This window comes from Halostagnicola alkaliphila (genome assembly GCF_055379965.1).
Window position 1 is genome coordinate 1,111,121 of sequence record NZ_AP043826.1, and the last position, 20,072, is coordinate 1,131,192.

Here is a 20,072-nt window from a genome sequence, read left to right on the forward strand (position 1 = left end):
GCTTCTCAGCACGGTCGGTCGGGGCCTCTCGGTCGAGATCCTGTTGCATTGGTCGGTCTTCGACTCGAGTGCCCGATATAATAATACTAGCGATCAAAATAATAACTATTATTAAATTAGGCCTTCTATTGACAACCGAATGCCCGAGAATACGATTCCCGTTACGGTGCTTAGCGGTACGCTTGGGGCCGGAAAGACGACGACGCTGAATCACCTCCTCCGCGAGAGCGGAGAGCGCGACATCGCCGTCCTCGTCAACGACATGGGCGAGGTCAACGTCGACGCCGAACACGTCGCCGAATCCTCGGACATCACCGAGGAGGAAGAAGAACTGGTCGAGCTTTCGAACGGCTGCATCTGCTGTGAGCTTCGCGGCGATCTTCTCGACGCGATCGGATCGCTCACGCAGGCGCGCGACTTCGATTCGATCGTCGTCGAGTCGACCGGCGTCGCCGAACCGTTGCCGGTCGCCCAGACGCTCACGCTCGGCTTCGATCAGTCGGATCTCGACCCGACCGAGTTTTACGAGGAGACCGGCATCGAACCGCTCGAGAACTGCCACCTCGACACCACGGTCACGGTCGTCGACGCCCACCAGTTCCACGACGCAATGGGCTCGGACGAAGTCCTCGACGACGACGGCACCGAGAAACACCTCGGCGACTTACTCGTCGATCAGGTGGAGTTCTGCGACGTGTTACTCCTGAACAAGTGCGATCTGGTCGACGAGGAGACCCTCGCGAGCGTCGAAGAAACCCTCGAGACGCTCCAGCCGCGAGCCGAAATCGTTCGGACGAACCACGGTGCGGTCGATCCCGACGCCATCCTCGAGACCGGGCGGTTCGATTTCGAGGACGCCCGACAGTCAGCGGGCTGGGTGCAGGAGCTCCGAGAACCGCACGAGTCGGCCGAAGAGGAACACGGCGTGACCTCCTTCGTCTTCGAATCACGGCGGCCGTTCCACCCCGAGCGATTCGCCGACCTGCTCGACGAATTTCCCGAGAACGTCGTTCGGTCCAAGGGCCACTTCTGGCTCGCGGGACGGGAAGACGAGGCGGTCACGCTCAACGTCGCGGGCCAATCGATTCGCGTCGCACCCGGCGGTCAGTGGGTCGCCGCGCTCCCGCCCGAGGAACGCGACGAACAGGTAGCGGAGTACCCGCGACTCGAGGAAGCCTGGGACGAGGAGTGGGGCGATCGCGGCACGCAGCTGGTCTGTATCGGAACCGAGATGGACCACAAGGCGGTTCGAGATCGGCTCGAAGCCTGCGTGCTCGCCGACGAAGAGATGACCGAAGACTGGGCGACCTACGACGATCGGTTCCCCTCGTTCGAAGTACCCGAGGAAGACGAACTCGAGGACGAAGCGCTCGACGCCGCCTCGGAGGCGGATGAGGGGGCGGAAACGTCGGCTGAAACGGACCACACTCACGAGCACGAAAATGCGACGGAAGTGGGCCTCGCCAAGTGAGCGATCGGACCGAGGCTCGAGGAGACGGCACGAACAGAAACCTACCACAGTGACAGCACACGACCCAACGGACGACGGTGACGCGGACGGGGAACAGGGGACGACTCGAGGAGAACAGGAATCGACTTGGGAAGAACAGAGTACGGCTCGAGGCGAATCGAAATCCGACGAATCACCGGCGGATTCGACCGACAAAGTCCGATCGCTGGACTGTCGGTCCGTCGTCGAACCCGACGAGGACGGAACCGAGGTCTGCACGATCTACGATATGTCCGACCCACAGACGAAACAGACGGCATGGCTTTCCGCGGAGGACGGTTCGTTCGTCGATCTCGAGGCAATGCAGTGAGATGACCACACGACTCGACCACACGCCGCGATACAGACACGGCGCGTTATAGATACCCACCACCAATGTCAACCGCATTCCAAACCGCAGTTCGAAAAAACGTCCAGCGCGAGAATCGATACGAAGCGATCGACCGACTCGTCGAGAACGGCGAGCGAACGAACCTCTCGATCATCGTCCAGATGGGCGGTCTCGACGGCGAGTTCCGTCGCCGGGCTCTCGAGGGGCTCTCCAACTGTCGCGGAACCGAGGAACTCGAGGAACTCGCCGAGGATACTACCGTCGCACCGTCGTTGCGTCGGCGAGCAGACGAACTAGCCTAGTCGAGGATCGAGCCTCGTAGAGGGCCTCGGACGTGGAGCGGTCTGGGACCGAACGGAATCACAGTATCCACTCGAAGCCGTCGACCACGGCCCGCTTTCCGCCAGTTTCGATAATTTCTCCGTGGCCCGGAACGACCCGATCGAAGTCCCACGCGAGCACGTCTCGAATCGACCGACGGAACGCCCGCTCGTTTTTGATCGTAAGCCGCAGATCGAGCGGCGGTCTAACCCGACCGTAGATACCCGCAATTCGTGCCAGGAGACGTGTTTTCAACGGGCTCGAGGAGCCGATGTGGAATCCGATGTCCCCGAAGATGAGCGTTCGGCTCGGGCGGTGAAAGTACGCTATTTCGGTGAGCCACCGGTGACCGATCACGGCCACCTGGTCGATATCGGTTCCCCATCGCGGATCGGGCGTGTCACCTAACAGACTATCGAACGTCAGGTCCGGCCGTCGAACGTCGAGCCCGGGTGCAGCGAGGAGTTCGACCCCCGGAAACGCCTCCCGGTACTGTTCCATGTACAGATGACCGTGGAGTTTGCTGGCCGGGGCGACAAAGCGAACGTCGCCCAGTTCCTCGAGCGCGGCCTCGAGTTTCGGCGTCAATTCGGCCGGCGACTGGACGAACAGGCCGCCGCTCGAGAGGCGGATCACCGTCATGATTCGTCCCATCTCGATTCCCATGAATCGAAGCGGTTCCTCGTACGTCCACAGCCGCTCCGCCGTTCGTTTGAGCATGGTATCCTCCGTTTCGAACACGGTGTCCGAACGCATAGTAGGGGGAGTAGCGCAGTTAGCAACTAACGCAGTCAGCAGTCGCAGTAGTCCGGCTCACAGCAAGAAACGTCCTCGAGGAACATTCGCTTCTCCCGGTACTCCTCGAGCGGTTCCGTCTCGGCGTCCAGCCGCTCGGCGAGCGCCCGTGCGACGGCGGCGAAGCGCTGTCGGAACTTGTAGATGAAACAGAACGATTGGCCGTCGTGGGCGACCTGCGGACCCACGAGGAACAGCCCCGGCGTCTTCGTCGACTCGTCGTCGCTCGTCAGCTCCGGGTGCTCGCCGTCGAAGTCGAACAGATCTTCGACCAGCGTCAGGCTCCCCTCGAAGCCGGTCGCGAGGACGGGTGGGCTCCTCGATCGAAACCGCTCGCCGTCGGTCGTGATCACGTCGTAGCACTCCCCGTCAGTCGGTACGTCGTATCGCTCCTCAGTCCCACGCTCGCCGTCTGCGTCTTCATCTTCGTCGTCGGGTTCGATCCGCTCGATGCGGTCGACGCGAGCGTCCGCGACGAGTTCGATGGGCTGCTCGTCGGCCAGCGCGGCCTCGAGGCGCTCGTTCGTTCTCGGCGAGAGCACCTCGCTGGGGTCGGGGCTGCGAAACTGCCACGTTCCTTCGTCGTCAAGGACCGCGGTCGAGAGCCCCGCACTCGAGAGGCTGATCGCGGCGTCGATACCGCTCTCGGCACCGCCGATGATGACGGTATCGGTCACCGCCGTCGGTGGGTTCTCGACCCGATCGTCGCCGGACGTTCGGGAGTGGCCGGCGGACTGGCTGTGTCCTTTCGTCGAAGCTGTCGCCGCCCCGGAGCCGTCCGCGGCCGCTCTCCGAGATTCGCGGTTGGGTGCGTCTATCCCGTTGGTCTCGGTGCTCGCTCGAGAGCGGAATCGATCCGCGTAGCGCTCCCAGGAATCGACGGAAGCGACGTGAACCGCTCGGGTCGAACCGGGGATCGAGCCGTCGGCGGGGTAATCGTACTGGCCCGCGGCCCAGACGACGTATCTGGCTCGAACGGGCTCGTCGTCCGTTTCGAGCGTGAACCCGGCTTTGTGTTCTCGAGCCGCGACAGATTCGACGTCGATACCGGTCTCAACGATCAACTCGTGGAACTCCGCGACGGCCTCGAGGTACTCCGCGTACTGGTCGCCGGTCGGGTGTTCACAGTCGAGTGCGAGCGCGGGCGAGGTATCGACGGTGATCGCGTTCAAATCGCGCGCGCCGAAGGCGTTACCCGGAAACGAGGGCGTGAGGAGGCGCATCTCTGCGGGCCAGTTGCGAAAGGACGCGCCGATACAGTCGCGCTCGAGGATCGCGTACTCGATACCGAGCTCCTCGAGAACGACCGCCGTTCCGATTCCCGCCGGCCCGGCGCCGACGATCGCGACCTCGAGATCGAACGATGAAGTCATGTCTACTAGTGAGCCGGCCAGTTTTAATAATACTTCGGCACGAAAAGCCAATCATTGGCATTCACTCGGGTCATTATATTATTGGTCGCGTATGCGTGGGTAAATCACGGAAGGAGAAACCGAAAGGCAGGGCTTTTTACAACACACCGCTTGAGAGCGTACTAATGGTTCGACTATCGCTCGAGCGGAGGTGGCAGCGATGACGACCGACGTAACCGAAATCACGGTCGTCGGGGACGACGACACCGGGTTGATCGCCCGGGTGACGAGCCTTCTCTTCGAGCGCGGGATCAATATCGAAGACCTCGATCAGGCGGTCAGAGACGGCGTCTTTCGGATGTACCTCGCCGTCGATACGAGCGAGATGGTCTGTACGAAGGACACGCTTCGAGAGGATCTGGACGAACTGGGTTCCGATCTCGGACTGGACGTGCAGCTTCGGTTCCCCGCCGATCGGGATAACCAGCAGATTGCCGTTCTCGTGACCAAAGAGAGCCACTGCCTCGAGGCGCTGTTCGAGGCGTGGGCCAACGACGAACTGGGGGCCGACATCGGCGTCGTCATCGGGAACCACGACGATCTGGAACCGCTGGCCGACCACTACGACGTGCCGTTCCACGACATCGGAACCGAATCCGGCCAGCAGGACGAGGACCGACTCCTCGAGTTGCTCGCGGAGTACGACGCCGATCTGATCGTCCTCGCCCGATACATGCGGATTCTCAGCCCGAACGTCGTCTTTCGGTACGAGGATCGCATCATCAACGTCCACCCATCCTTGCTCCCCGCCTTCCCCGGCGCGGAGGCCTACCGTCAAGCCGTCGAGGAGGGAGTTCGCGTCGCCGGCGTCACCGGCCACTACGTCACGACCGATCTCGATCAGGGGCCGGTGATCACCCAGCGCGCGTTCGACGTTCCCGACGACGCCGACCTCGAGGAGATGAAACGTCGCGGACAACCCCTCGAGGCCGACGCGTTGCTCGAGGCCGTGCGGCTCCACCTGAACGGGGACGTCTCGGTTCACCGCGGTCGGACGACCGTTCGAGAGAACGGCGACGACTACCAGCTCGGACTCCCCGACGAAGTCGACGATTACATTCCGGATCGGCCGATAGACGGAATCGGAAGCGTCGTCGCCGACGAGTAACGAAGAGTAGGGCTATTCCCTGCAGAGCTCGCTACGCGAGCAGTAACTGGACGAACTGAGGTATTTTGGCTCGTTTTGCCATAGCCTGCTGGTGTTGCTATACGCGATTATTCGATTAGTCGATATGAAAAAATTCGATATATGCGGAAATCGACCACGAGACACGTCTGTTCTGTTTTTCTGAGCAAAAGTTAACTCATATAATCACACAAGGTATTGTAGGGATGACTCGAGAGAACGAGAAACAGAAAGCAGCAGCAGTGTGCGACAACTGCGGCACTGCACACGCGGTACGGCTGGGTCCTGACGGCGAAATACGGCCGATCGGGACGGGAAAGGGCCCCGCTTGCACGTGTGAGGAAGGTGACCTTCGGATCATGAGCAACGATTCGGACGTTCTCGAGGACGTGGATATGTGACTGAACTGGCTAGTTGGTGAGGGGGAAGTATTCGGAACGGTCGCTAACTGTGTGTTTCACAGCGAGCGGTCCCCCGTCGTCAAAAGCCGTACACGACGGGATTGATAACGTGTTCTCCGATAGCCCCTCTCTAAATTCTCGACGCGCTCTCTCCTCGTTCAGGAACGCCATTCCTCGAGACAGTAGTCGTCACAGAAATTGCTGTAGGCCGCCTCGCCGTCTTCGAGCGTCGTCACGACTCGTCTGTTCGTACTTTTTGCAATAGCGTCACCGCAGTTGTCACACTGTGGTCCGTCATCGTCGTCCGTCGAATCAGCCATTAGGTGATACGAGGGACGAAACGCACTTTAACCAACCTATGTCGTCGGTATTGGCCGTGACGACTGAAAACCCGAATTAAGGGTACTCATAACGGTAGAACCGGACGCGAGACGCCCCATCTCGATGATGAGATTGAGCGGGAGCGCTCGAGAACGTCACCGACTCGATACTGCATCGATCGGCGCTCACGCCTCGAGTCGAACCGTTTCCTCATTCAGCCGTTCCCTGCGGTAGCCGGTCTCCTGAGACCTGCCCGAATCGTTCTCTTCCGGTTACTCGCCGAGATTTAGACCTGCTCGGGGTCCACGTCGACGCCCTCGAACAGCGGATCGAGCTCGGCGTCGAGTTGGGCTTTGAGGTTCTCGAGTTCCCCCTCGGTGAGCGTCGCGGTCAGCGCGTCGGTCACCCCATCCGCGTACCGCTCGGCGTCGTCCGGCTCGAGATCGGTGTTCTGTAGTCGCTCCCCGACCCGCTGGACGAACGCGTCCCGGTCGTAGCCAGCAGCGTCGTGGTCGGCGTCTTCGATCACACCCGCGAGTTCGTCGGGGAGTTGCACCGCGACGTCTTCGGCTTCGCCGGCGGTGAGCGATTCGCCGAGCGTCTCGAGGACGGCGTCGGTCGCGACCCGCGCTCGATTGACCGTATCGACGTGGCTCGCCTCCTGGACCAGTTCGTAGAATTCGCTGTCTTGCATGGATTCGATTAGCCGAGGGAGTTGTATCGGAGTTGGGCTCTCACGTGCAAGCCGCTCGATTCGAGCGGCCGAAATCGATAGCTCGATCGAAGACGTGTCCGCTATCCGACCGACGAGCTATTTACTATCTCGGAGTCGGTATATTGGTACGTTATGGCACAGCAAGAAGTGCAACAGGAGCTGTCCGTCGATCAGTACACGCTCGGGCTGGTCGGGCCAGATCAGGAGTGGGCCGGAACCGTCGCCGACGGGGGAACGATTCACACGTACACGCCGCCGGGCTGTTGGGGGCCGATGATCACGCCCGATTTCCGAGGCGGCCACGAGGTCACGCGGCCGATCCGCGTCGAGGGAGCCTCGGTCGGCGACGCGATCGCCCTCCGCATTCGGGACGTGGAGGTCACGAGCATGGCGACGAGTACGGGGTCGATGGCCGAACGCGAAGACGCCTTCGGCGACGACCCGTTCGTCGACCACCGCTGTCCCGACTGCGGCACTGAGTGGCCCGAGAGCGTCGTCGAGGGAACCGGCGAGGACGCGATCAAGTGCGTCGAGTGCGGCGCGAACGCCTCTTCGTTCGGTTTCGAGTACGGTTACACCGTCGCGTTCGACGAGGATCACGAGGTCGGCATTACCCTCGACGGGGACGCCGCCCACGAACTCGCCGAAGACGCCGCGGCGGTGATGGACATCCCCGAAAACTCGAGACAACATCCAATCCTGCTGTACGAACCCGACGAGATGCCGGGCACGCTCGGTCGGCTTCGCCCCTTCGTCGGTAACGTCGGGACAACGCCGCCGGTGACGCTCCCCGATTCGCACAACGCGGGCGACTTCGGCCAGTTCCTCGTCGGAGCCGAACACGACTACGGCATCGAAACGCAGGACGACCTCGAGGCCCGAACCGACGGCCACATGGACGTGCCGGAGGTCCGCGCCGGCGCAACGTTGCTCTGTCCGGTCAAGGTCGACGGCGGCGGAGTCTACGTCGGGGACCTCCACGCCAATCAGGGGGACGGCGAACTCTCGCTCCACACCACCGACGTCAGCGGAACCGTGACGATGGACGTCGAGGTGATCGACGGCCTCGAGCTCGGCGGCCCGCTCCTCCTTCCGAACGAGGAAGACCTTCCGTTCATCAGCCGGCCCTACAGCGACGACGAGCGCGAGTCCGGCCGGGAACTCGCCGCCGAGCACGGCGTCGACCTCGAGGAAGACATGGGGCCGATTCAGGTGATCGGGAGCGGCGAGACGGTCAACGACGCGACTCAGAACGCCTTCGACCGGGCGACCGACCTCCTCGAGATGAGCGAGGGAGAAGTCCGTTCGCGCTGTACGTTCACCGGCGGGGTTCAGATCGGCCGGCTTCCCGGCGTCGTCCAGCTTGACTTGCTCGCGCCGATGGACGTGCTAGAAGAGCGCGGTATCGATCATCTCGTCCGCGAGCAGTACGACCTCTAGAACGACAGTTGCTCGTCCTCTCGAGTCTCGCCCAGTGCTGGAGGCGTCCGATCCGAGTAGTACTTTCGACCGATCGCTCGACTGTCGACCATGTTGAAAATCGCCTGTCGGGCTTCGGCGGGTGAATTGTAGGTTTCCGCAGACATCGCGCCCAGAAGCTCCTCGAGCGATTCAGAGCCGTCCGGCAGTTCGAGCGCGTACTCGCCGTACGTGTCGACGAGTTCGTCTTTCGTCGCGGGGTACCCGTGTTCGTCGAGTTTCGCCTCGAGTTCGCCGAATTCCACGCCGAGTTCGCGGGTAGGGCTGTATGAGTTGCTCATCGTATCGACCGCCCGGCCCTACGACGAGGAGGGATAAACAACCGCGGGGTGAGCATGACGGCACCTCGAGCTGGCGGCGCTTGCGCTAGCGATCGCAACGAACGACCGAAAAGCGACGGAGTCGTCTCGAGCCAACGTAATCGGTTCGGCGACGGTTCGATCGCGTCGTTTCGCTACCGGGGCGATCAGTCGGTCGGCTCGGCGGTTTCGGCGGACGCGTTCGATTGTGTGGTCGAATGCTGGTTCGCCGCGCTCGCGCTATCTGGCGTCGGGACGAACGCGAGGTACAGCATGAATCCGACGAACAGCGCCAGCGCGATGCTCGCGGCGGCCGTGATACCGATACTGGCATCGAACGAGACGATAGCTGGTGTCGCAGCAGCGAAACTCTCGAGGGACATAGTGTGGTGCTAGTCGATCGTTTGGAGTCGCGAAATATGAGCGTTACTTTTTCCGATTTCGAGCCGATACAATGTGAGTTGGTAGCATTTAGCAATCTCCGGGCGTTTCCGTCTCGAACGGACAAGAAACCAAATCCGAAGTGACGGAACTCGAGAAACCAGCGGTCCGGCCGAAATCCCGTCGAACAATCGACCCTCAGAGGCGGCTGACCGCACCGATCGCACTCGAGAGCGGCGGCGCGTCGAACAGGTCGAGGCCGGTGTAGGCGTTGGTCCCGGCACAGTAGAGATCCCGTGCGGTTTGGATCACGTCCTCCTCGAGCGGCTCCGGATCTCGCTCGCACAGGGACTTCCAGTCCGCGACGTCGCGGCGCTCGGCTTCGGCCTTCGCGTGTTTGACCGACTCGACCCACTCGGGCTGGGTGCGTTTGTGATACTGCCGAAGCACTTCCTTCGAGAGCTGCGTGCCTTCGTGGCTGAACCGGTTTTCGTCGAACGTGCCGACGACGTCGGCGACGCGAATCTCGCCGTCGAAGGTGAGACACTCGATCTTGCCGTCCTGGTGGGTCAACTCCGCGCTCTCCGCTTGCTCGGTGATGATCCCGTTGACCTCGCGGGCGACGGACTCGAGGTCCGAAATCGAGGTGTCGCCGGCGATATAATCGGCTTCTTCGCGCTCGAGGTACCGATCTCCTTCCTCGTACTTCGTCGAGAACTCGACGATCGGCTCCTCGAGGTCGACCGCTTCGTCGGGCCAGTTCTCGAAGGCCAGCCCGTGATCCGCTGGTTGGGTTCGCCGGCGGAGACTCGAGCCGATCGGGACCGTGTTTCGGAAGACGACCTCGAGGGGGATCAGGTAGTTCGAGCCCGCCTCGGCGTGGTAGGATTCGTAATCGTACTCCCGACCCTCGTTCGGGAGGTCCGGAACCTGCGTCAGATCGATCTCCATCACCCAGGGCGGACGCGAGGCGTCCTCGAGTTTCGTTACATTGCCGTCTTCGCCGACGCCGCGATAGTGCGTCGGGATGCCTTCGTTCTCGAGCAGTTCGAAGTTGAACGCGCCCATCGTACAGAGCGTCGCCCCCTTCTGTGGAATCGGATCGGGCATCTTGCCCCAATCGAACACCGAGTAGTCGTCGGTAAAGACGAACGCCCCGCGACCGAGCGAGTCTGCCGTCGCCTCCTCCTCGATGCGAAACTCCTTGACGCTCGTCATTCGTGACACCTCGCCGAGTGGCCCCCGCAGTTCATACTCGAGTTGCCGTGTCCCCATCGTAAGAAGGTTTCAGTATTATTCGCAGGGCCGGTCGTCGGTTCGCCGCTGAGCCGCGAGCGCCTCGAGGCGAACCCGCTCGTTTCAGCGCAACCGAATCTCCGAGGTAGCGGTGAGTTCGGACGCGTTCCACCACGTTTTTGGCGCTGTAACGGGTTCGTTGCCACGATGGAGCGACCGGTGACCGAGGCAGACCTCGCGTTCGAGCACGTTCCCGAAACCGACCAGTCGTTCGAGAACGCCCTCGAGAAGGCACGGAACGGGAACCGACTCACCGTCGACGACGGCATCGAGCTGTTGACGACGGGGACCGACGCCGAGGGGATCGACCAGCGACGAAAAGAGCGGGTCCTCGAGGCCGCGGATCGACGCCGAGCCGCGGTCGTCGGCGAGGAGGTCACGTTCGTCGCGAACCTGAACAACAATGTGACGACCGCGTGTAACGTCGGCTGTCTGTTCTGTAACTTCAAAGACGCCGCACACACCTTCGAATCCGATGCCGAAATGGAGAGCCAGGGCTTTACCAAGACTCCGGCCGAATCTCGCGAAATCGTCAGCGGTGCGGTCGATCGCGGCATCTACGAGGTCACCTCGGTCTCCGGTCTACACCCCGCGTTCGCGCTTGACGAGGAACACTTAGAGATCCTCGAGGCGACCGAGAACCGCAAGGAGGTCAACTACAAGTCGCCCGAACGGTACGAGACCGACCCCGGCACCTACGCCGAGCAGATGGCGGCGATGAGCGTCGACGACGTGCACGTTCACTCGATGACACCCGAGGAGGCCTACCACGCCCGTCGCGGTACCGATTGGTCCTACGAGGACGTTTACAGCCGTCTGCGAGACGCTGGACTCGACACCGTTCCCGGCACCGCGGCCGAAATCCTCGTCGAGGAGGTCCGGGAGGTGATCTGTCCCGGTAAGATCAGCACCGACGGCTGGCTCGAGGCGATGGAAGCCGCGGCCGAGGCCGGCCTCGGACTCACCTCGACGATCATGTACGGCCACGTCGAGAACGAGGCCCACCGGGTCATGCACTTAAAACGCGTTCGCGACCTCCAGGAGCGCGTCGACGGCGCGATCACCGAGTTCGTTCCCCTCTCCTTTATCCACCAGAACACGCCGCTTTACGAGCACGACGTCGTCGAAGGCGGCGCGAGTCAGGACGAGGACGAACTGATGATCGCCGTCTCGCGGCTCTTTCTCGACAACATCGACCACATTCAGTCCTCGTGGGTCAAGTACGGCGACCAGCAGGGGCTGAAGATGCTCTCCTGTGGCGCGGACGACTTCATGGGGACGATCCTCTCCGAGGAGATCACCAAACGCGCCGGTGGCGAGTACGGCGAGTTCCGCTCGATCGAGGACTACGTCGATCTCATCGCCTCGATCGGACGCGTTCCCGTCGAGCGCTCGACCGATTACGAAAAGCGCCGCGTCATCGACCCCGACGACCCGCCGTTCGGGCCACAACTCGGGCCGAAGGCGGACGGGACGCCACTGCTGGCTCGAGGGGACGAAACCGTTCCGGCCGACGACTGAGCTCGGTCCGCTCGCTCCGGGCTTCGACTTCTTTGGACGACGCCTTCAGTACGTGAAGCTGAGCACGTCGCCTTCTTCGATACCCCGCTCGGCGGTCCACTCGTAGTTGACCTCGAGGACGTACTGGCCGTAGCCCGGATAGCCCTGCTCGGAGCCGTCCTCGTCCGGGCCGGGCTGGGGCGCGTGGTGGATCCCCGTGATGACGCCCTCGCTGTCGGCGTAGACGATGTCGATCCCGAACGACATATCGGGCATGATGAATCGCAACTCCTGTTCCGAACTGTTGATGAAGATCATGCCCCGGTCCTCGGGCAATTCCTCGGTATCGCTGAGCCCGAGCGTTTGCAGCTCCGGCGTGTCGGCGATGGCCGCCGTCACTTCGCCGAGTTCCTCGCCGTCGGGGGTCGTCACGCTGACATCGGTTTCCTCGTAGTCGGCGTGGACCTCCGAGGACTCGTCGTCGCTCGAGTTGTCACTCTCGTCCGAATTGCTCGATCCTTCCCCGTCGTCTCCGTTCGAATCGTCGCCGTTCGGTTCCGAGTCGCCGGTCGGAGAATCGCTCTCGTCGCCGGATTCGGTACAGCCGGCGAGGGTGAGAAACCCGACGCTCGCGGTGAGCCCCGTCAGTACGGCCCGACGATCCGGAGTTGGTGAACGCGGCGGAGTCATTACAGTGTGTCCACGACCACAGACGGATTGATAAATATTCGTCGAGATTCACGAGAAGGTGTACGTTTCCGGTGGAACCTGCGGATTCGACTGGACTCGAGAACCCCGATACTCTCGAAAACCCTCCCCAAACCAGCGGCCGGCCCATCGCGAATCCGTTCTATCGAATACTGAACACTCATCGTTCGCATTCCGCTGTTAGGATTCCGTTTCGAGGTCGAACTCGACGCCGGTCAGCTCTTCGGAGACGTCCCACAGTCGCCGCGCAGCCTCCCGATCGTAGGACTGCTCGGCCGACCGCTGTCGTTCCGGCGTGCCGCGCATATTCATGAGCCCGCCGGGGCCGTAGTACTCTCCGCTTTGGACGTCGGTCGCGGTCGCCGCGTACAGCGTCGGAAGCGCCCCCTTCGCGGCGGACTGGGCGAACACGGCGTTCGAAACGTCCATCAGAACCTTTCGAGCCCACGAGCCGTCCATTTCGGGGCCTCGAGCCTGTAACGCCGTATCTGCGTAGCCCGGATGGACGCCGACGCTTAGCGCGTTCGAGGAAGTCGACTCGAGTCGACGGTCGAGTTCGTAGGCAAAGAACAGGTTCGCGAGTTTCGACTGGGCGTAAGCATCCCATCGGCTGTACTCGTCTTCGCCTTGCAGATCGTCGAAGTCGATCTCGCCCTGTTCGTGGACGCCGCTCGAGACGGTCACGATGCGAGCGTCTCTCGCGAGGCGGTCGAACAAGAGGGCCGTGAGCGCGAAGTGCCCGAGATGGTTGACGCCCAACTGCATCTCGAAGCCCTGGACCGTTTCCCGGCGCGGAATCGCCATTACGCCCGCGTTGTTCACGAGTGCGTCTATTGCATCATCGGACACGTCATCGAACCCTTGTGCGAACGCGCGAACCGACTCGAGGTCCGCGAGGTCCAGTTCCTCGACGACGAGTTCGCCGTCGGCGTCGGACTCGAGGTCGTCCCTGATCTCGTCGGCGGCCGCCTCGCCGCGGTCCACGCTTCGACAGGCCATGACGACCGTCGCGCCGCGGTCGGCGAGCACTCGAGTGGCTTCGAAGCCGATGCCGCTGTTCGCGCCGGTGACGACTACTGTTCGGCCCGACTGGTCGGGAACGTCGGACGCGGTCCAGCTCATACGCGTCGTACGGGCTACGGCCGTTTGATAACTCGGGTGGCGGTGGTCGTCGCCGACAATTCTCGATCGAAATCAACCGCCACCGAGACGGTCCAACCCACCGCAGTCCGCGTCCGTCCTGACGAGTCCCGCATCGAGCTCGTCGTCGAAGATGATGACTTGCAGCGTATTCGAGTTGCAATCGGTGAGATCTCGCCACGAGAGTTCGGCTTCCGACCGCGTTTCGTCGCCGTTCCCCTCGGCCGCGAGCGTGTACGTCCCCGCTCGAGAAAACTCCGCATCGTCGTACTCGGTGCCTTCGAGCGACTCGACGGCTCCGCTCTCGCCGACGTCCACGACGGCGTCGAATACGACTTCGCCGTCCCGGTCGACCCGGAGTGCAATTTGATGGGGCTCGTCGGTTGCGTTTCCGACCGATAGCTCGGCCGGCGTGTCCGCGCCCCGAAGTCGGTGGACCGACTCGGCACACCCCGAGAGCCCGACGAGAGCAGGAATTGTCGCCAGCCCGAGCAACTCGCGGCGATACATATTCAAGTAGCGAGAGCTGTTCGCAAAGTGTTTTGTGGTGAATACGCTCTCCTATCCATCGTCGACCCGGCTTACGCCTTGAGGTGCTTGATGCGTGCGTATCGACCGGCTCGCCAGCCCGCGACGAGCGCGACGATCGTTCCGACGACGGCGGCGAGAGCGAAGCCAACGACGTAGACCTCGAGCGGCGTCCGGAGCAGTTGCTCGAACCCGGCGAACTCGGTGACGATCTGGTTTACCCCCGCCACGAGCACCGGTGTAGAGAGGAGTCCGACGACGCCGCCGAGCAGTCCGATGACGAGTCCCTGTGCCCCGATCGTTCCCGCGAGGATCCACCTCGAGAGGCCGATCGCCCGGAGCGCCGCGAGCTCCTCGCGTTGCTGGGAGGCGACGAGCGCGAACAAGTTCACCGTGAGGATGACCCCGCCGACGATTGCCAACCCGACCAACGTGACGCCGCTGGCGAGAATGAGCGGACGTTCCTCGAGCATCGCTCCGATCTGTTCGTCGCTGGCACGAACGTCGTACTCGGGGTAGGCGTCGTCAAGGTCGGCCGCAACCTCCTGCCGGTCGGCGTCCTCCGCGGCGTCTGCGGTGACGAACGTCGCTCGATCCGTCCCCGTGGTTCCGGCGACGGCTAACAGGTCGGGGAGGGGAACGGCGGTCGATTCCGATCCGAGGTACTGCGAGTAGTACGAGGCCGTTCCGACGACGGTAAACTCGTATTCGGGAGCCGACTCCCTGCTCGTCCCGAGATAGACCGTGTCGCCGGGTTCGGCGTCGAGTCGGTGGGCGGTCTCCGGATCCAAAACCACTTCCTCGGTCGTAGGGTCGCCACTCGCCATCGCCTTTCGTGCGTCATCCGCGTCGGTTTCGTATCCGCCGCCCCGCTGGAAGTCGAACCCGGAGTGGGTTTCCGGAACGCCGACGGCCGACGTCCGCTCGAGATCCCCCGGGTCCGTCCCGATGTAGATCTCGTACATCGCAATCGGTGAGGCGGAACTCACGTCGTCGCGCTCCTCGAGTTCGGCCGTCACGCTATGTGCGCCGACGATCGGGTTTTCGGTGCCGCTGGCGGAGGGATCGACCGGGTCGCTCGAGAGCCAGATGCCCCGATTCGCGTTCTCGAGCCCGTCTTCGCCGACGTCGACGACGCCGACGCCGAGGCTCGCGAGCAAGGTTACCGAGAGAACGACGAGCGCAACGGCGAGGACGGCGAGTGCGGTCCGTCGGGGCGACCGGCGAATCTGAGCGACCGCGATGCCGACGACGGCTCTCGCTCGAGTAGGAACGTGTCGGAGGTTCGCCACCGCTCTCAACGCCGCCCCGAATCGCCGGATCATCGACCCACCTCGTCCAAGACGCTCGTCCTCGAGGCGATCAACAGCGGATACGGGACCGCGAGCAGTCCGGCGACGAGCGCGACGACGAGCGCGTACGGGATGAAGACGGGGTGGGCCATCGCGACGGTTCCCGACGCGACGGTCGCGCCGGCAACCGCGTTGACGGCGAAAATCCCGACGACGCCGAGACCGATTCCGAGAACTGCGCCACAGAGGGTTGCGACCACGGTCGAGGTGGCGACGACGGCCATTCGACCCGATAGCGGGACGCCGATCGTCTGGAGGATGGCGAGGGTTCGTCGATCTTGGTCGACGGCCATCCCCATCGTCGTCGCGACGAACGATGCACAGACCGTCACGCCGATGAGCAGTGCGATCGCGCCCGTCGCGAACGCCAATCCGTCGTCGAACAGCGCCGACGGATCGCCGCCTCGATTCGATTCGACCGTCGCATCCGGATACGCCTCGCCGGCTGCCGTCGCCGCCGCCTCGGAGTCGCCCCACACGAGCACGTTGTCGGCCAGTTTGTCGTCGCTCGCCCCCGAGAACGTCTGTAACTCGCTCAGGTGAACGAGCGCGATCGGCGCGTCGCTATCCTCGTAGGCGTCCGCGGAGTCGTCGATGTCCACAACGGTGAGCGACGGGACCTCCATATCTCCCTGTCCGCTCGAGACGGTCTGTTCGTCGCCTTCCGAGGCCTCGAGTTGGGTCGCCGCGGCGGGAGAAAGCACGAGCTGTCGCTGTGTCAGCCCGTCGTAGGACCCGTCGGCGTAGTGTTCATCACCGGACTCGAGGCTCTCCGTCGAGAGGCCCGCGACGGTTCGAGGTTCCTCGTCGGGGACGACGCCAACGAGCAGGATCGTTTCGGTGTCGCCGTCGCCGGTCTCGAATTTCGTCGGCTCGACGAGAACCGGTGACGCGTGGTCGACGCCCGCTTCCGAGCGGATCGCCGCCGCTCGCTCGTTCGTCTCGCCGAGTCGCGGGCTCTCGACGCCGTCTACGGCCGAGAGGCTTCCACTCCCTTCCGGCGCAATCTGAGCGTCGGCGTCGTTCTCGAGCATCGGACCGCCGTCGGCAAGCGCGAGCGCGATGCCGGTGATGCACAGAAGCAACGCGACGGTGAGCGCGACGACTGCGATCGAGGTCAGGATCCGACTCGAGTTAGTTCGGGTCGGTCGATTCCACAGCCTGGCAACCGAGACGCCCACGATTCCGCGCCAGCGGTGACTGCGCTTCCCTGCGGTGTCTCCCCTCAGGTTTCGTTCACCGATCCCGTTCCGTTCACCACTCTCGTTCCGCATTTCGTCGGAGTCGGCGGTCTCCGTTCGTTCGGCGTCATCGTTCATCCTCGACCACCGTCCCATCCCGGAGCGTCACCACTCGATCGGCGACGGCGAGCGTCGCCGCGTCGTGTGACGCGATGAGTACCGCTCGGTCGCGCCCGACATCGGTCAACAGCTCGAGGACGTCCGCGCCGGTTCCCGTATCGAGTTCGCCCGTCGGTTCGTCCGCGACGAGGATATCGGGATCCGTCGACAGCGCCCTGGCGATCGCGACGCGCTGACGTTCGCCGCCGCTGAGTTCGCCGGGACGGTGCGTGATCCGATCCTCGAGACCGACCTGACTCAACAACGTCGACGCCCGCTCGCGACGCGCCGATTTCGAAAGCCCCGCCTGCACGAGCGGTAAGGCGACATTTGCGCGTGCGGAAAGCGACGGGAGCAGGTGAAACCGCTGGAAGACGATACCGACGTGTCGTCGCCGCGCCTTCGTCCGTCCTCGGTCGGACAGCGACGTGAGGTCGGTTCCGAGCACGGAGACGGTTCCTTCGGTCGGCACGAGCAGTCCAGCGACCGCGTGCAGAATCGTCGACTTGCCGCTCCCGCTCGGTCCTTCGAGTCCGACGATAGTGCCTCGTTCCACGTCGACGGAGACCTCGCGAAGTGCGGTCACCGTTCGGTCCGAACCCGAGCGGAGTCGTCCGCCCGTCGAACCGTACTCGTGGCTGACCGCCTCGAGGCGAACGGCCGGTATCGCGTCGTCTTCGTCTGACGTCTCGGATCCCGCCGAACGCGAACGGTGGTGTGATCGATTGAGAAACCTCACGAAGTGTTCGGGAGAACGGCACGACGGCCCATTGTTTCAGTCCGGCTTCCCGCGGACAGGCGGTGGTTTCGAATCAACCGACCGTCAGAAATCCGCAATCTACTCGAACGCGTCGAGACAGGCTAACGCAGCGGCTCTTTCGACCGTTCCAGTTTTGAAACGGTCTCGATCGTCGTCGATCATCGCCGCGCCGGCATTCGCGGCGGGTTCTCGAGTCGGTGTCGAGCGCTGCGGGTCGTCGTTCGAAATCCTTGCAACGCGAAAGCTGATCGTACAGGTAGGAACCCGCGTCGCCGGCTATCGGTTTTGTGATAACTCCGGCGGTGGATGTATGGGTCGGTTACACGGACGAGGAGAAGCGGCCGGTCGGTTACGATGAGCCAACAGTCCGGACGACTCGAGTGGTCGGATCCGACGACGGAGAGATCCGGCGAACGTTCAGTGCGCGATGATCGTCACGGCGTTCCGGTACGAAGCACCGACCGGTAGCGCTCCCCCGCCTCGTCCGCCGCCTCGAGCGCGTCGCGAATCGGCGACGAGAGCCACGCCCCCTCGTCCGCCCCCTCGGCGAGTACGCCGTCGAATTCCGCCGTCCGAAGTTCCGGCTCGAGGAACCGCTCGTACACCGGGAGCCGCTCGCGGAGTGGAACGTCGGCTTCCGAGGCAATCTCCTCGAGTTCGCGCAGGGCGGGCCAGGCGTAGTCGGGGTTGATGTGGTCGTCCGTGATCGGCGACACCCCGCCCAGATCGTCGACGCCACAATCGATGAGGTCTCGCGCGGGTGCGAGGTTCGGCGGGACTTGCACGGAGATTTCCTCGGGTAACGCGACCCGCGCCATCGCCGTTACCCGCCGCATCGTCTCGAGATCCGGCGTGTTGCCCGACCAGCGTTCGTTGGTGGCGACGGGCTGGACGATCACCTCCTGAACGTGATCGTATCGTTCGTGCATCTCTCGAATGGCGAGCAGGCTTTCGGCTCGGTCTTCCCACGATTCGCCGATTCCGACGAGGATCCCCGTCGTGAACGCCATGTCGAGTTCGCCCGCCGTTTTGATCGTCCGCAGGCGTTGACCCGGGTTCTTCCGGCGCGGCCCCGCGTGGGCGTCGACCTCGGCAGTCGTCTCGAGCATCACGCCCATGCTCGCGTTCACGTCCGCGACCGCTTCCATCTGCTCGCGCGTCTGGTCGCCCGGATTCGAGTGCGGGAGCAGTCCCTCCTCGAGGGCGACCTCGCAGGCGTCTCGAAGGTACGTGTGGATCGAGTCGTGGCCCCACTCCGCGAGCTGGTCGTGAATCTCCGTGTAGCGCTCGTCCGGGTCGTCTCCGAACGTAAACAGCGCTTCCGTACAGCCGGCGTCGGCCCCGGTTTTGCAGATGTCTCGGACTTCCTCGAGCGAGAGGATCGAGGCGTTCCCGGGGCCGTCGAAGTAGGTACAGTACGTACAGGTGTACCGACACGCCGTCGTTAACGGGATAAATACGTTCCGAGCGAAGCTGAGTTCCGGCGCTGGCTCGACGTCTTCGGCGGTCACGGCACACAGTCGATCGATCGCGTCGTCGTCGATCGACAGCGAAATTCCATAGTCGGTCGCGCCGGGGATCATCCTACGTTCGACTGTCTTCGCTCGGCACATAAGGGCTTCACTTCGAGGCAATTCGTCGTGCGCGACTCGTCGTTCGTGGAACCGCTTTATCAGCGTTCGGCGGAGCGAACGACCTCGAGGCGTCCCTCTCGAGAATCGAGTTCGAAGCCGAACTCACGGAGGCACTCGGGCGTGTTCCCCGTTCCGTGAACGAGCACTTCCACCAGATCCGCCGGTTCGTCAACGTCGGTTCCCAGCCGGAACGAATCCACCGTCTCGAGAGTGGCATCGATCTCCTCGGCAATCCGGCGGTGATCGAGGAAGGAACCGCCGTGGTAGTCGACCCGAAACTCTGGGTGACGGACCACCAGCGCGTTCGTCCCGACGCCCCGGCCCGGTGCGATCACGACATCGTCATCGGGTTCGAAGAATTCTTCCAGCGCGGCGGGCGTCGTCAGCGCCAGATCGGCCATGACGACGGCGACGGTCTCACCCTCGCCGGCTCGGTCCGATCCCGTCCGTACCCGTGATTCCAACACCGCGTTGACCGCCTCCGTCAACGGTCGCTCGTCGACGATCACCGACGCGTCGATCTCGAGTGGTTCCGTCGAGAGTACCGTCGGCTCGTGGCCCGCCGCTCGAACCGCCTCGAGCACGTCCTCGAGCATGACTCGAGCGAGCGTCGAGCGTTCCGCCGGAGAAAGAACCGGCTCGAGGCGCGTTTTGGGCGCGTCCGGAGCGTACGGAACGACGACGTGCATCTGTCGATTTTTGGTCGTACCTGCTCAAAAATAC

The 20,072-nt window shown here is 63.2% G+C and carries 22 protein-coding genes; 7 read left to right on the forward strand and 15 right to left on the reverse strand.

All coding sequences use genetic code 11. The annotated features are described in order from the left end of the window. The first annotated feature begins 139 nt into the window (after window positions 1-139). The 3 genes from ACZ5C7_RS10655 (at window position 140) to ACZ5C7_RS10665 (ending at window position 2,143) form a co-directional block, all read left to right on the forward strand. Complete coding sequence (locus ACZ5C7_RS10655; protein ID WP_464376287.1) at window positions 140-1,471, forward strand: GTP-binding protein; 1,332 nt, start codon at window positions 140-142, stop codon at window positions 1,469-1,471. Window positions 1,472-1,520: 49 nt separating this feature from the next. Then, window positions 1,521-1,820: a DUF7511 domain-containing protein gene (locus ACZ5C7_RS10660; RefSeq protein WP_464376288.1), complete on the forward strand. Its 300-nt coding sequence runs from the start codon at window positions 1,521-1,523 to the stop codon at window positions 1,818-1,820. A 65-nt stretch (window positions 1,821-1,885) separates the two neighbouring features. Further along, the gene (locus ACZ5C7_RS10665) at window positions 1,886-2,143 is read left to right on the forward strand and encodes a hypothetical protein (RefSeq protein ID WP_464376289.1); all 258 of its coding nucleotides are present in this window, start codon (window positions 1,886-1,888) and stop codon (window positions 2,141-2,143) included. 58 nt (window positions 2,144-2,201) lie between these two features. Here ACZ5C7_RS10665 and ACZ5C7_RS10670 read toward each other — a convergent pair whose 3' ends face one another. Together ACZ5C7_RS10670 and ACZ5C7_RS10675 are read right to left on the reverse strand one after the other, a co-directional pair. After that, the gene (locus tag ACZ5C7_RS10670; protein WP_464378432.1) at window positions 2,202-2,882 is read right to left on the reverse strand and encodes a DUF4336 domain-containing protein; all 681 of its coding nucleotides are present in this window, start codon (window positions 2,880-2,882) and stop codon (window positions 2,202-2,204) included. Window positions 2,883-2,953: 71 nt separating this feature from the next. Then, entirely contained in the window at window positions 2,954-4,330 is a 1,377-nt protein-coding gene (locus ACZ5C7_RS10675) for an NAD(P)/FAD-dependent oxidoreductase (protein WP_464376290.1), read from the reverse strand. Between the two features lie 199 nt (window positions 4,331-4,529). On the opposite strand from ACZ5C7_RS10675, the gene ACZ5C7_RS10680 reads away from it, so the two are divergent. Both ACZ5C7_RS10680 and ACZ5C7_RS10685 read left to right on the forward strand, forming a co-directional pair. Next, window positions 4,530-5,477 carry a formyltetrahydrofolate deformylase gene (locus tag ACZ5C7_RS10680; RefSeq protein ID WP_464376291.1) on the forward strand — a complete coding sequence of 316 codons (948 nt, stop codon included), beginning with the start codon at window positions 4,530-4,532 and terminating at the stop codon, window positions 5,475-5,477. A gap of 224 nt (window positions 5,478-5,701) precedes the next feature. Then, on the forward strand, window positions 5,702-5,896 hold the full coding sequence (locus ACZ5C7_RS10685; protein WP_464376292.1) for a hypothetical protein: 195 nt from the start codon (window positions 5,702-5,704) through the stop codon (window positions 5,894-5,896). Window positions 5,897-6,054: 158 nt separating this feature from the next. Here ACZ5C7_RS10685 and ACZ5C7_RS10690 read toward each other — a convergent pair whose 3' ends face one another. Beyond that, window positions 6,055-6,216 carry a DUF7576 family protein gene (locus ACZ5C7_RS10690; protein ID WP_464376293.1) on the reverse strand — a complete coding sequence of 54 codons (162 nt, stop codon included), beginning with the start codon at window positions 6,214-6,216 and terminating at the stop codon, window positions 6,055-6,057. A gap of 287 nt (window positions 6,217-6,503) precedes the next feature. After that, window positions 6,504-6,911: a DUF2267 domain-containing protein gene (locus tag ACZ5C7_RS10695; protein ID WP_464376294.1), complete on the reverse strand. Its 408-nt coding sequence runs from the start codon at window positions 6,909-6,911 to the stop codon at window positions 6,504-6,506. Window positions 6,912-7,064: 153 nt separating this feature from the next. Here ACZ5C7_RS10695 and ACZ5C7_RS10700 point away from each other — a divergent pair, with 153 nt between their 5' ends. Next, window positions 7,065-8,372: an acetamidase/formamidase family protein gene (locus tag ACZ5C7_RS10700; protein ID WP_464376295.1), complete on the forward strand. Its 1,308-nt coding sequence runs from the start codon at window positions 7,065-7,067 to the stop codon at window positions 8,370-8,372. Here the strand turns inward: ACZ5C7_RS10700 and ACZ5C7_RS10705 are convergent. From ACZ5C7_RS10705 to ACZ5C7_RS10715, 3 genes are all read right to left on the reverse strand, one after another. Then, complete coding sequence (locus tag ACZ5C7_RS10705; protein ID WP_464376296.1) at window positions 8,369-8,692, reverse strand: DUF5789 family protein; 324 nt, start codon at window positions 8,690-8,692, stop codon at window positions 8,369-8,371. The two genes, ACZ5C7_RS10700 and ACZ5C7_RS10705, sit on opposite strands and share 4 nt — an antisense overlap. 185 nt (window positions 8,693-8,877) lie before the next feature. Next, entirely contained in the window at window positions 8,878-9,093 is a 216-nt protein-coding gene (locus ACZ5C7_RS10710) for a hypothetical protein (protein ID WP_464376297.1), read from the reverse strand. A 196-nt stretch (window positions 9,094-9,289) separates the two neighbouring features. Next, entirely contained in the window at window positions 9,290-10,309 is a 1,020-nt protein-coding gene (locus tag ACZ5C7_RS10715; RefSeq protein WP_464376298.1) for a phosphoribosylaminoimidazolesuccinocarboxamide synthase, read from the reverse strand. A gap of 225 nt (window positions 10,310-10,534) precedes the next feature. On the opposite strand from ACZ5C7_RS10715, the gene cofH reads away from it, so the two are divergent. Then, window positions 10,535-11,908 carry a 7,8-didemethyl-8-hydroxy-5-deazariboflavin synthase subunit CofH gene (gene cofH / locus ACZ5C7_RS10720; protein WP_464376299.1) on the forward strand — a complete coding sequence of 458 codons (1,374 nt, stop codon included), beginning with the start codon at window positions 10,535-10,537 and terminating at the stop codon, window positions 11,906-11,908. Between the two features lie 45 nt (window positions 11,909-11,953). On the opposite strand, the gene ACZ5C7_RS10725 is transcribed toward cofH, so the two are convergent. The 8 genes from ACZ5C7_RS10725 to cofC form a co-directional block, all read right to left on the reverse strand. Further along, on the reverse strand, window positions 11,954-12,577 hold the full coding sequence (locus ACZ5C7_RS10725) for a DUF192 domain-containing protein (RefSeq protein ID WP_464376300.1): 624 nt from the start codon (window positions 12,575-12,577) through the stop codon (window positions 11,954-11,956). A gap of 198 nt (window positions 12,578-12,775) precedes the next feature. Further along, window positions 12,776-13,717, reverse strand: coding sequence for an oxidoreductase (locus ACZ5C7_RS10730; RefSeq protein WP_464376301.1), 942 nt, complete (start codon window positions 13,715-13,717; stop codon window positions 12,776-12,778). 72 nt (window positions 13,718-13,789) lie between these two features. Further along, window positions 13,790-14,245 carry a hypothetical protein gene (locus ACZ5C7_RS10735; RefSeq protein WP_464376302.1) on the reverse strand — a complete coding sequence of 152 codons (456 nt, stop codon included), beginning with the start codon at window positions 14,243-14,245 and terminating at the stop codon, window positions 13,790-13,792. 71 nt (window positions 14,246-14,316) lie between these two features. Next, entirely contained in the window at window positions 14,317-15,588 is a 1,272-nt protein-coding gene (locus ACZ5C7_RS10740) for an ABC transporter permease (protein ID WP_464376303.1), read from the reverse strand. After that, on the reverse strand, window positions 15,585-16,889 hold the full coding sequence (locus ACZ5C7_RS10745; RefSeq protein WP_464378433.1) for an ABC transporter permease: 1,305 nt from the start codon (window positions 16,887-16,889) through the stop codon (window positions 15,585-15,587). Before ACZ5C7_RS10745 ends, ACZ5C7_RS10740 begins: the two co-directional genes overlap by 4 nt. 34 nt (window positions 16,890-16,923) lie before the next feature. Then, window positions 16,924-17,622 (reverse strand): ABC transporter ATP-binding protein, encoded by a 699-nt coding sequence (locus ACZ5C7_RS10750; protein WP_464378434.1) that lies wholly within the window; start codon window positions 17,620-17,622, stop codon window positions 16,924-16,926. 527 nt (window positions 17,623-18,149) lie between these two features. Next, window positions 18,150-19,298, reverse strand: coding sequence for a 7,8-didemethyl-8-hydroxy-5-deazariboflavin synthase subunit CofG (cofG, locus tag ACZ5C7_RS10755; RefSeq protein WP_464376304.1), 1,149 nt, complete (start codon window positions 19,296-19,298; stop codon window positions 18,150-18,152). Window positions 19,299-19,387: 89 nt separating this feature from the next. Further along, complete coding sequence (gene cofC, locus ACZ5C7_RS10760; RefSeq protein WP_464376305.1) at window positions 19,388-20,038, reverse strand: 2-phospho-L-lactate guanylyltransferase; 651 nt, start codon at window positions 20,036-20,038, stop codon at window positions 19,388-19,390. Window positions 20,039-20,072: the final 34 nt, after the last annotated feature.

Excerpts from the sequence above, each read along its gene's own strand:
- ACZ5C7_RS10655 (WP_464376287.1), top strand. The coding sequence starts at position 140 with ATGCCCGAGAATACGATTCCCGTTACGGTGCTTAGCGGTACGCTTGGG.
- ACZ5C7_RS10665 (WP_464376289.1), top strand. The coding sequence starts at position 1,886 with ATGTCAACCGCATTCCAAACCGCAGTTCGAAAAAACGTCCAGCGCGAG.
- ACZ5C7_RS10670 (WP_464378432.1), bottom strand. The coding sequence starts at position 2,882 with ATGCTCAAACGAACGGCGGAGCGGCTGTGGACGTACGAGGAACCGCTT.
- ACZ5C7_RS10675 (WP_464376290.1), bottom strand. The coding sequence starts at position 4,330 with ATGACTTCATCGTTCGATCTCGAGGTCGCGATCGTCGGCGCCGGGCCG.
- ACZ5C7_RS10680 (WP_464376291.1), top strand. The coding sequence starts at position 4,530 with ATGACGACCGACGTAACCGAAATCACGGTCGTCGGGGACGACGACACC.
- ACZ5C7_RS10685 (WP_464376292.1), top strand. The coding sequence starts at position 5,702 with ATGACTCGAGAGAACGAGAAACAGAAAGCAGCAGCAGTGTGCGACAAC.
- ACZ5C7_RS10690 (WP_464376293.1), bottom strand. The coding sequence starts at position 6,216 with ATGGCTGATTCGACGGACGACGATGACGGACCACAGTGTGACAACTGC.
- ACZ5C7_RS10695 (WP_464376294.1), bottom strand. The coding sequence starts at position 6,911 with ATGCAAGACAGCGAATTCTACGAACTGGTCCAGGAGGCGAGCCACGTC.
- ACZ5C7_RS10700 (WP_464376295.1), top strand. The coding sequence starts at position 7,065 with ATGGCACAGCAAGAAGTGCAACAGGAGCTGTCCGTCGATCAGTACACG.
- ACZ5C7_RS10705 (WP_464376296.1), bottom strand. The coding sequence starts at position 8,692 with ATGAGCAACTCATACAGCCCTACCCGCGAACTCGGCGTGGAATTCGGC.
- ACZ5C7_RS10710 (WP_464376297.1), bottom strand. The coding sequence starts at position 9,093 with ATGTCCCTCGAGAGTTTCGCTGCTGCGACACCAGCTATCGTCTCGTTC.
- ACZ5C7_RS10715 (WP_464376298.1), bottom strand. The coding sequence starts at position 10,309 with ATGACGAGCGTCAAGGAGTTTCGCATCGAGGAGGAGGCGACGGCAGAC.
- cofH (WP_464376299.1), top strand. The coding sequence starts at position 10,535 with ATGGAGCGACCGGTGACCGAGGCAGACCTCGCGTTCGAGCACGTTCCC.
- ACZ5C7_RS10725 (WP_464376300.1), bottom strand. The coding sequence starts at position 12,577 with ATGACTCCGCCGCGTTCACCAACTCCGGATCGTCGGGCCGTACTGACG.
- ACZ5C7_RS10730 (WP_464376301.1), bottom strand. The coding sequence starts at position 13,717 with ATGAGCTGGACCGCGTCCGACGTTCCCGACCAGTCGGGCCGAACAGTA.
- ACZ5C7_RS10735 (WP_464376302.1), bottom strand. The coding sequence starts at position 14,245 with ATGTATCGCCGCGAGTTGCTCGGGCTGGCGACAATTCCTGCTCTCGTC.
- ACZ5C7_RS10740 (WP_464376303.1), bottom strand. The coding sequence starts at position 15,588 with ATGATCCGGCGATTCGGGGCGGCGTTGAGAGCGGTGGCGAACCTCCGA.
- ACZ5C7_RS10745 (WP_464378433.1), bottom strand. The coding sequence starts at position 16,889 with ATGCGGAACGAGAGTGGTGAACGGAACGGGATCGGTGAACGAAACCTG.
- cofG (WP_464376304.1), bottom strand. The coding sequence starts at position 19,298 with ATGATCCCCGGCGCGACCGACTATGGAATTTCGCTGTCGATCGACGAC.
- cofC (WP_464376305.1), bottom strand. The coding sequence starts at position 20,038 with ATGCACGTCGTCGTTCCGTACGCTCCGGACGCGCCCAAAACGCGCCTC.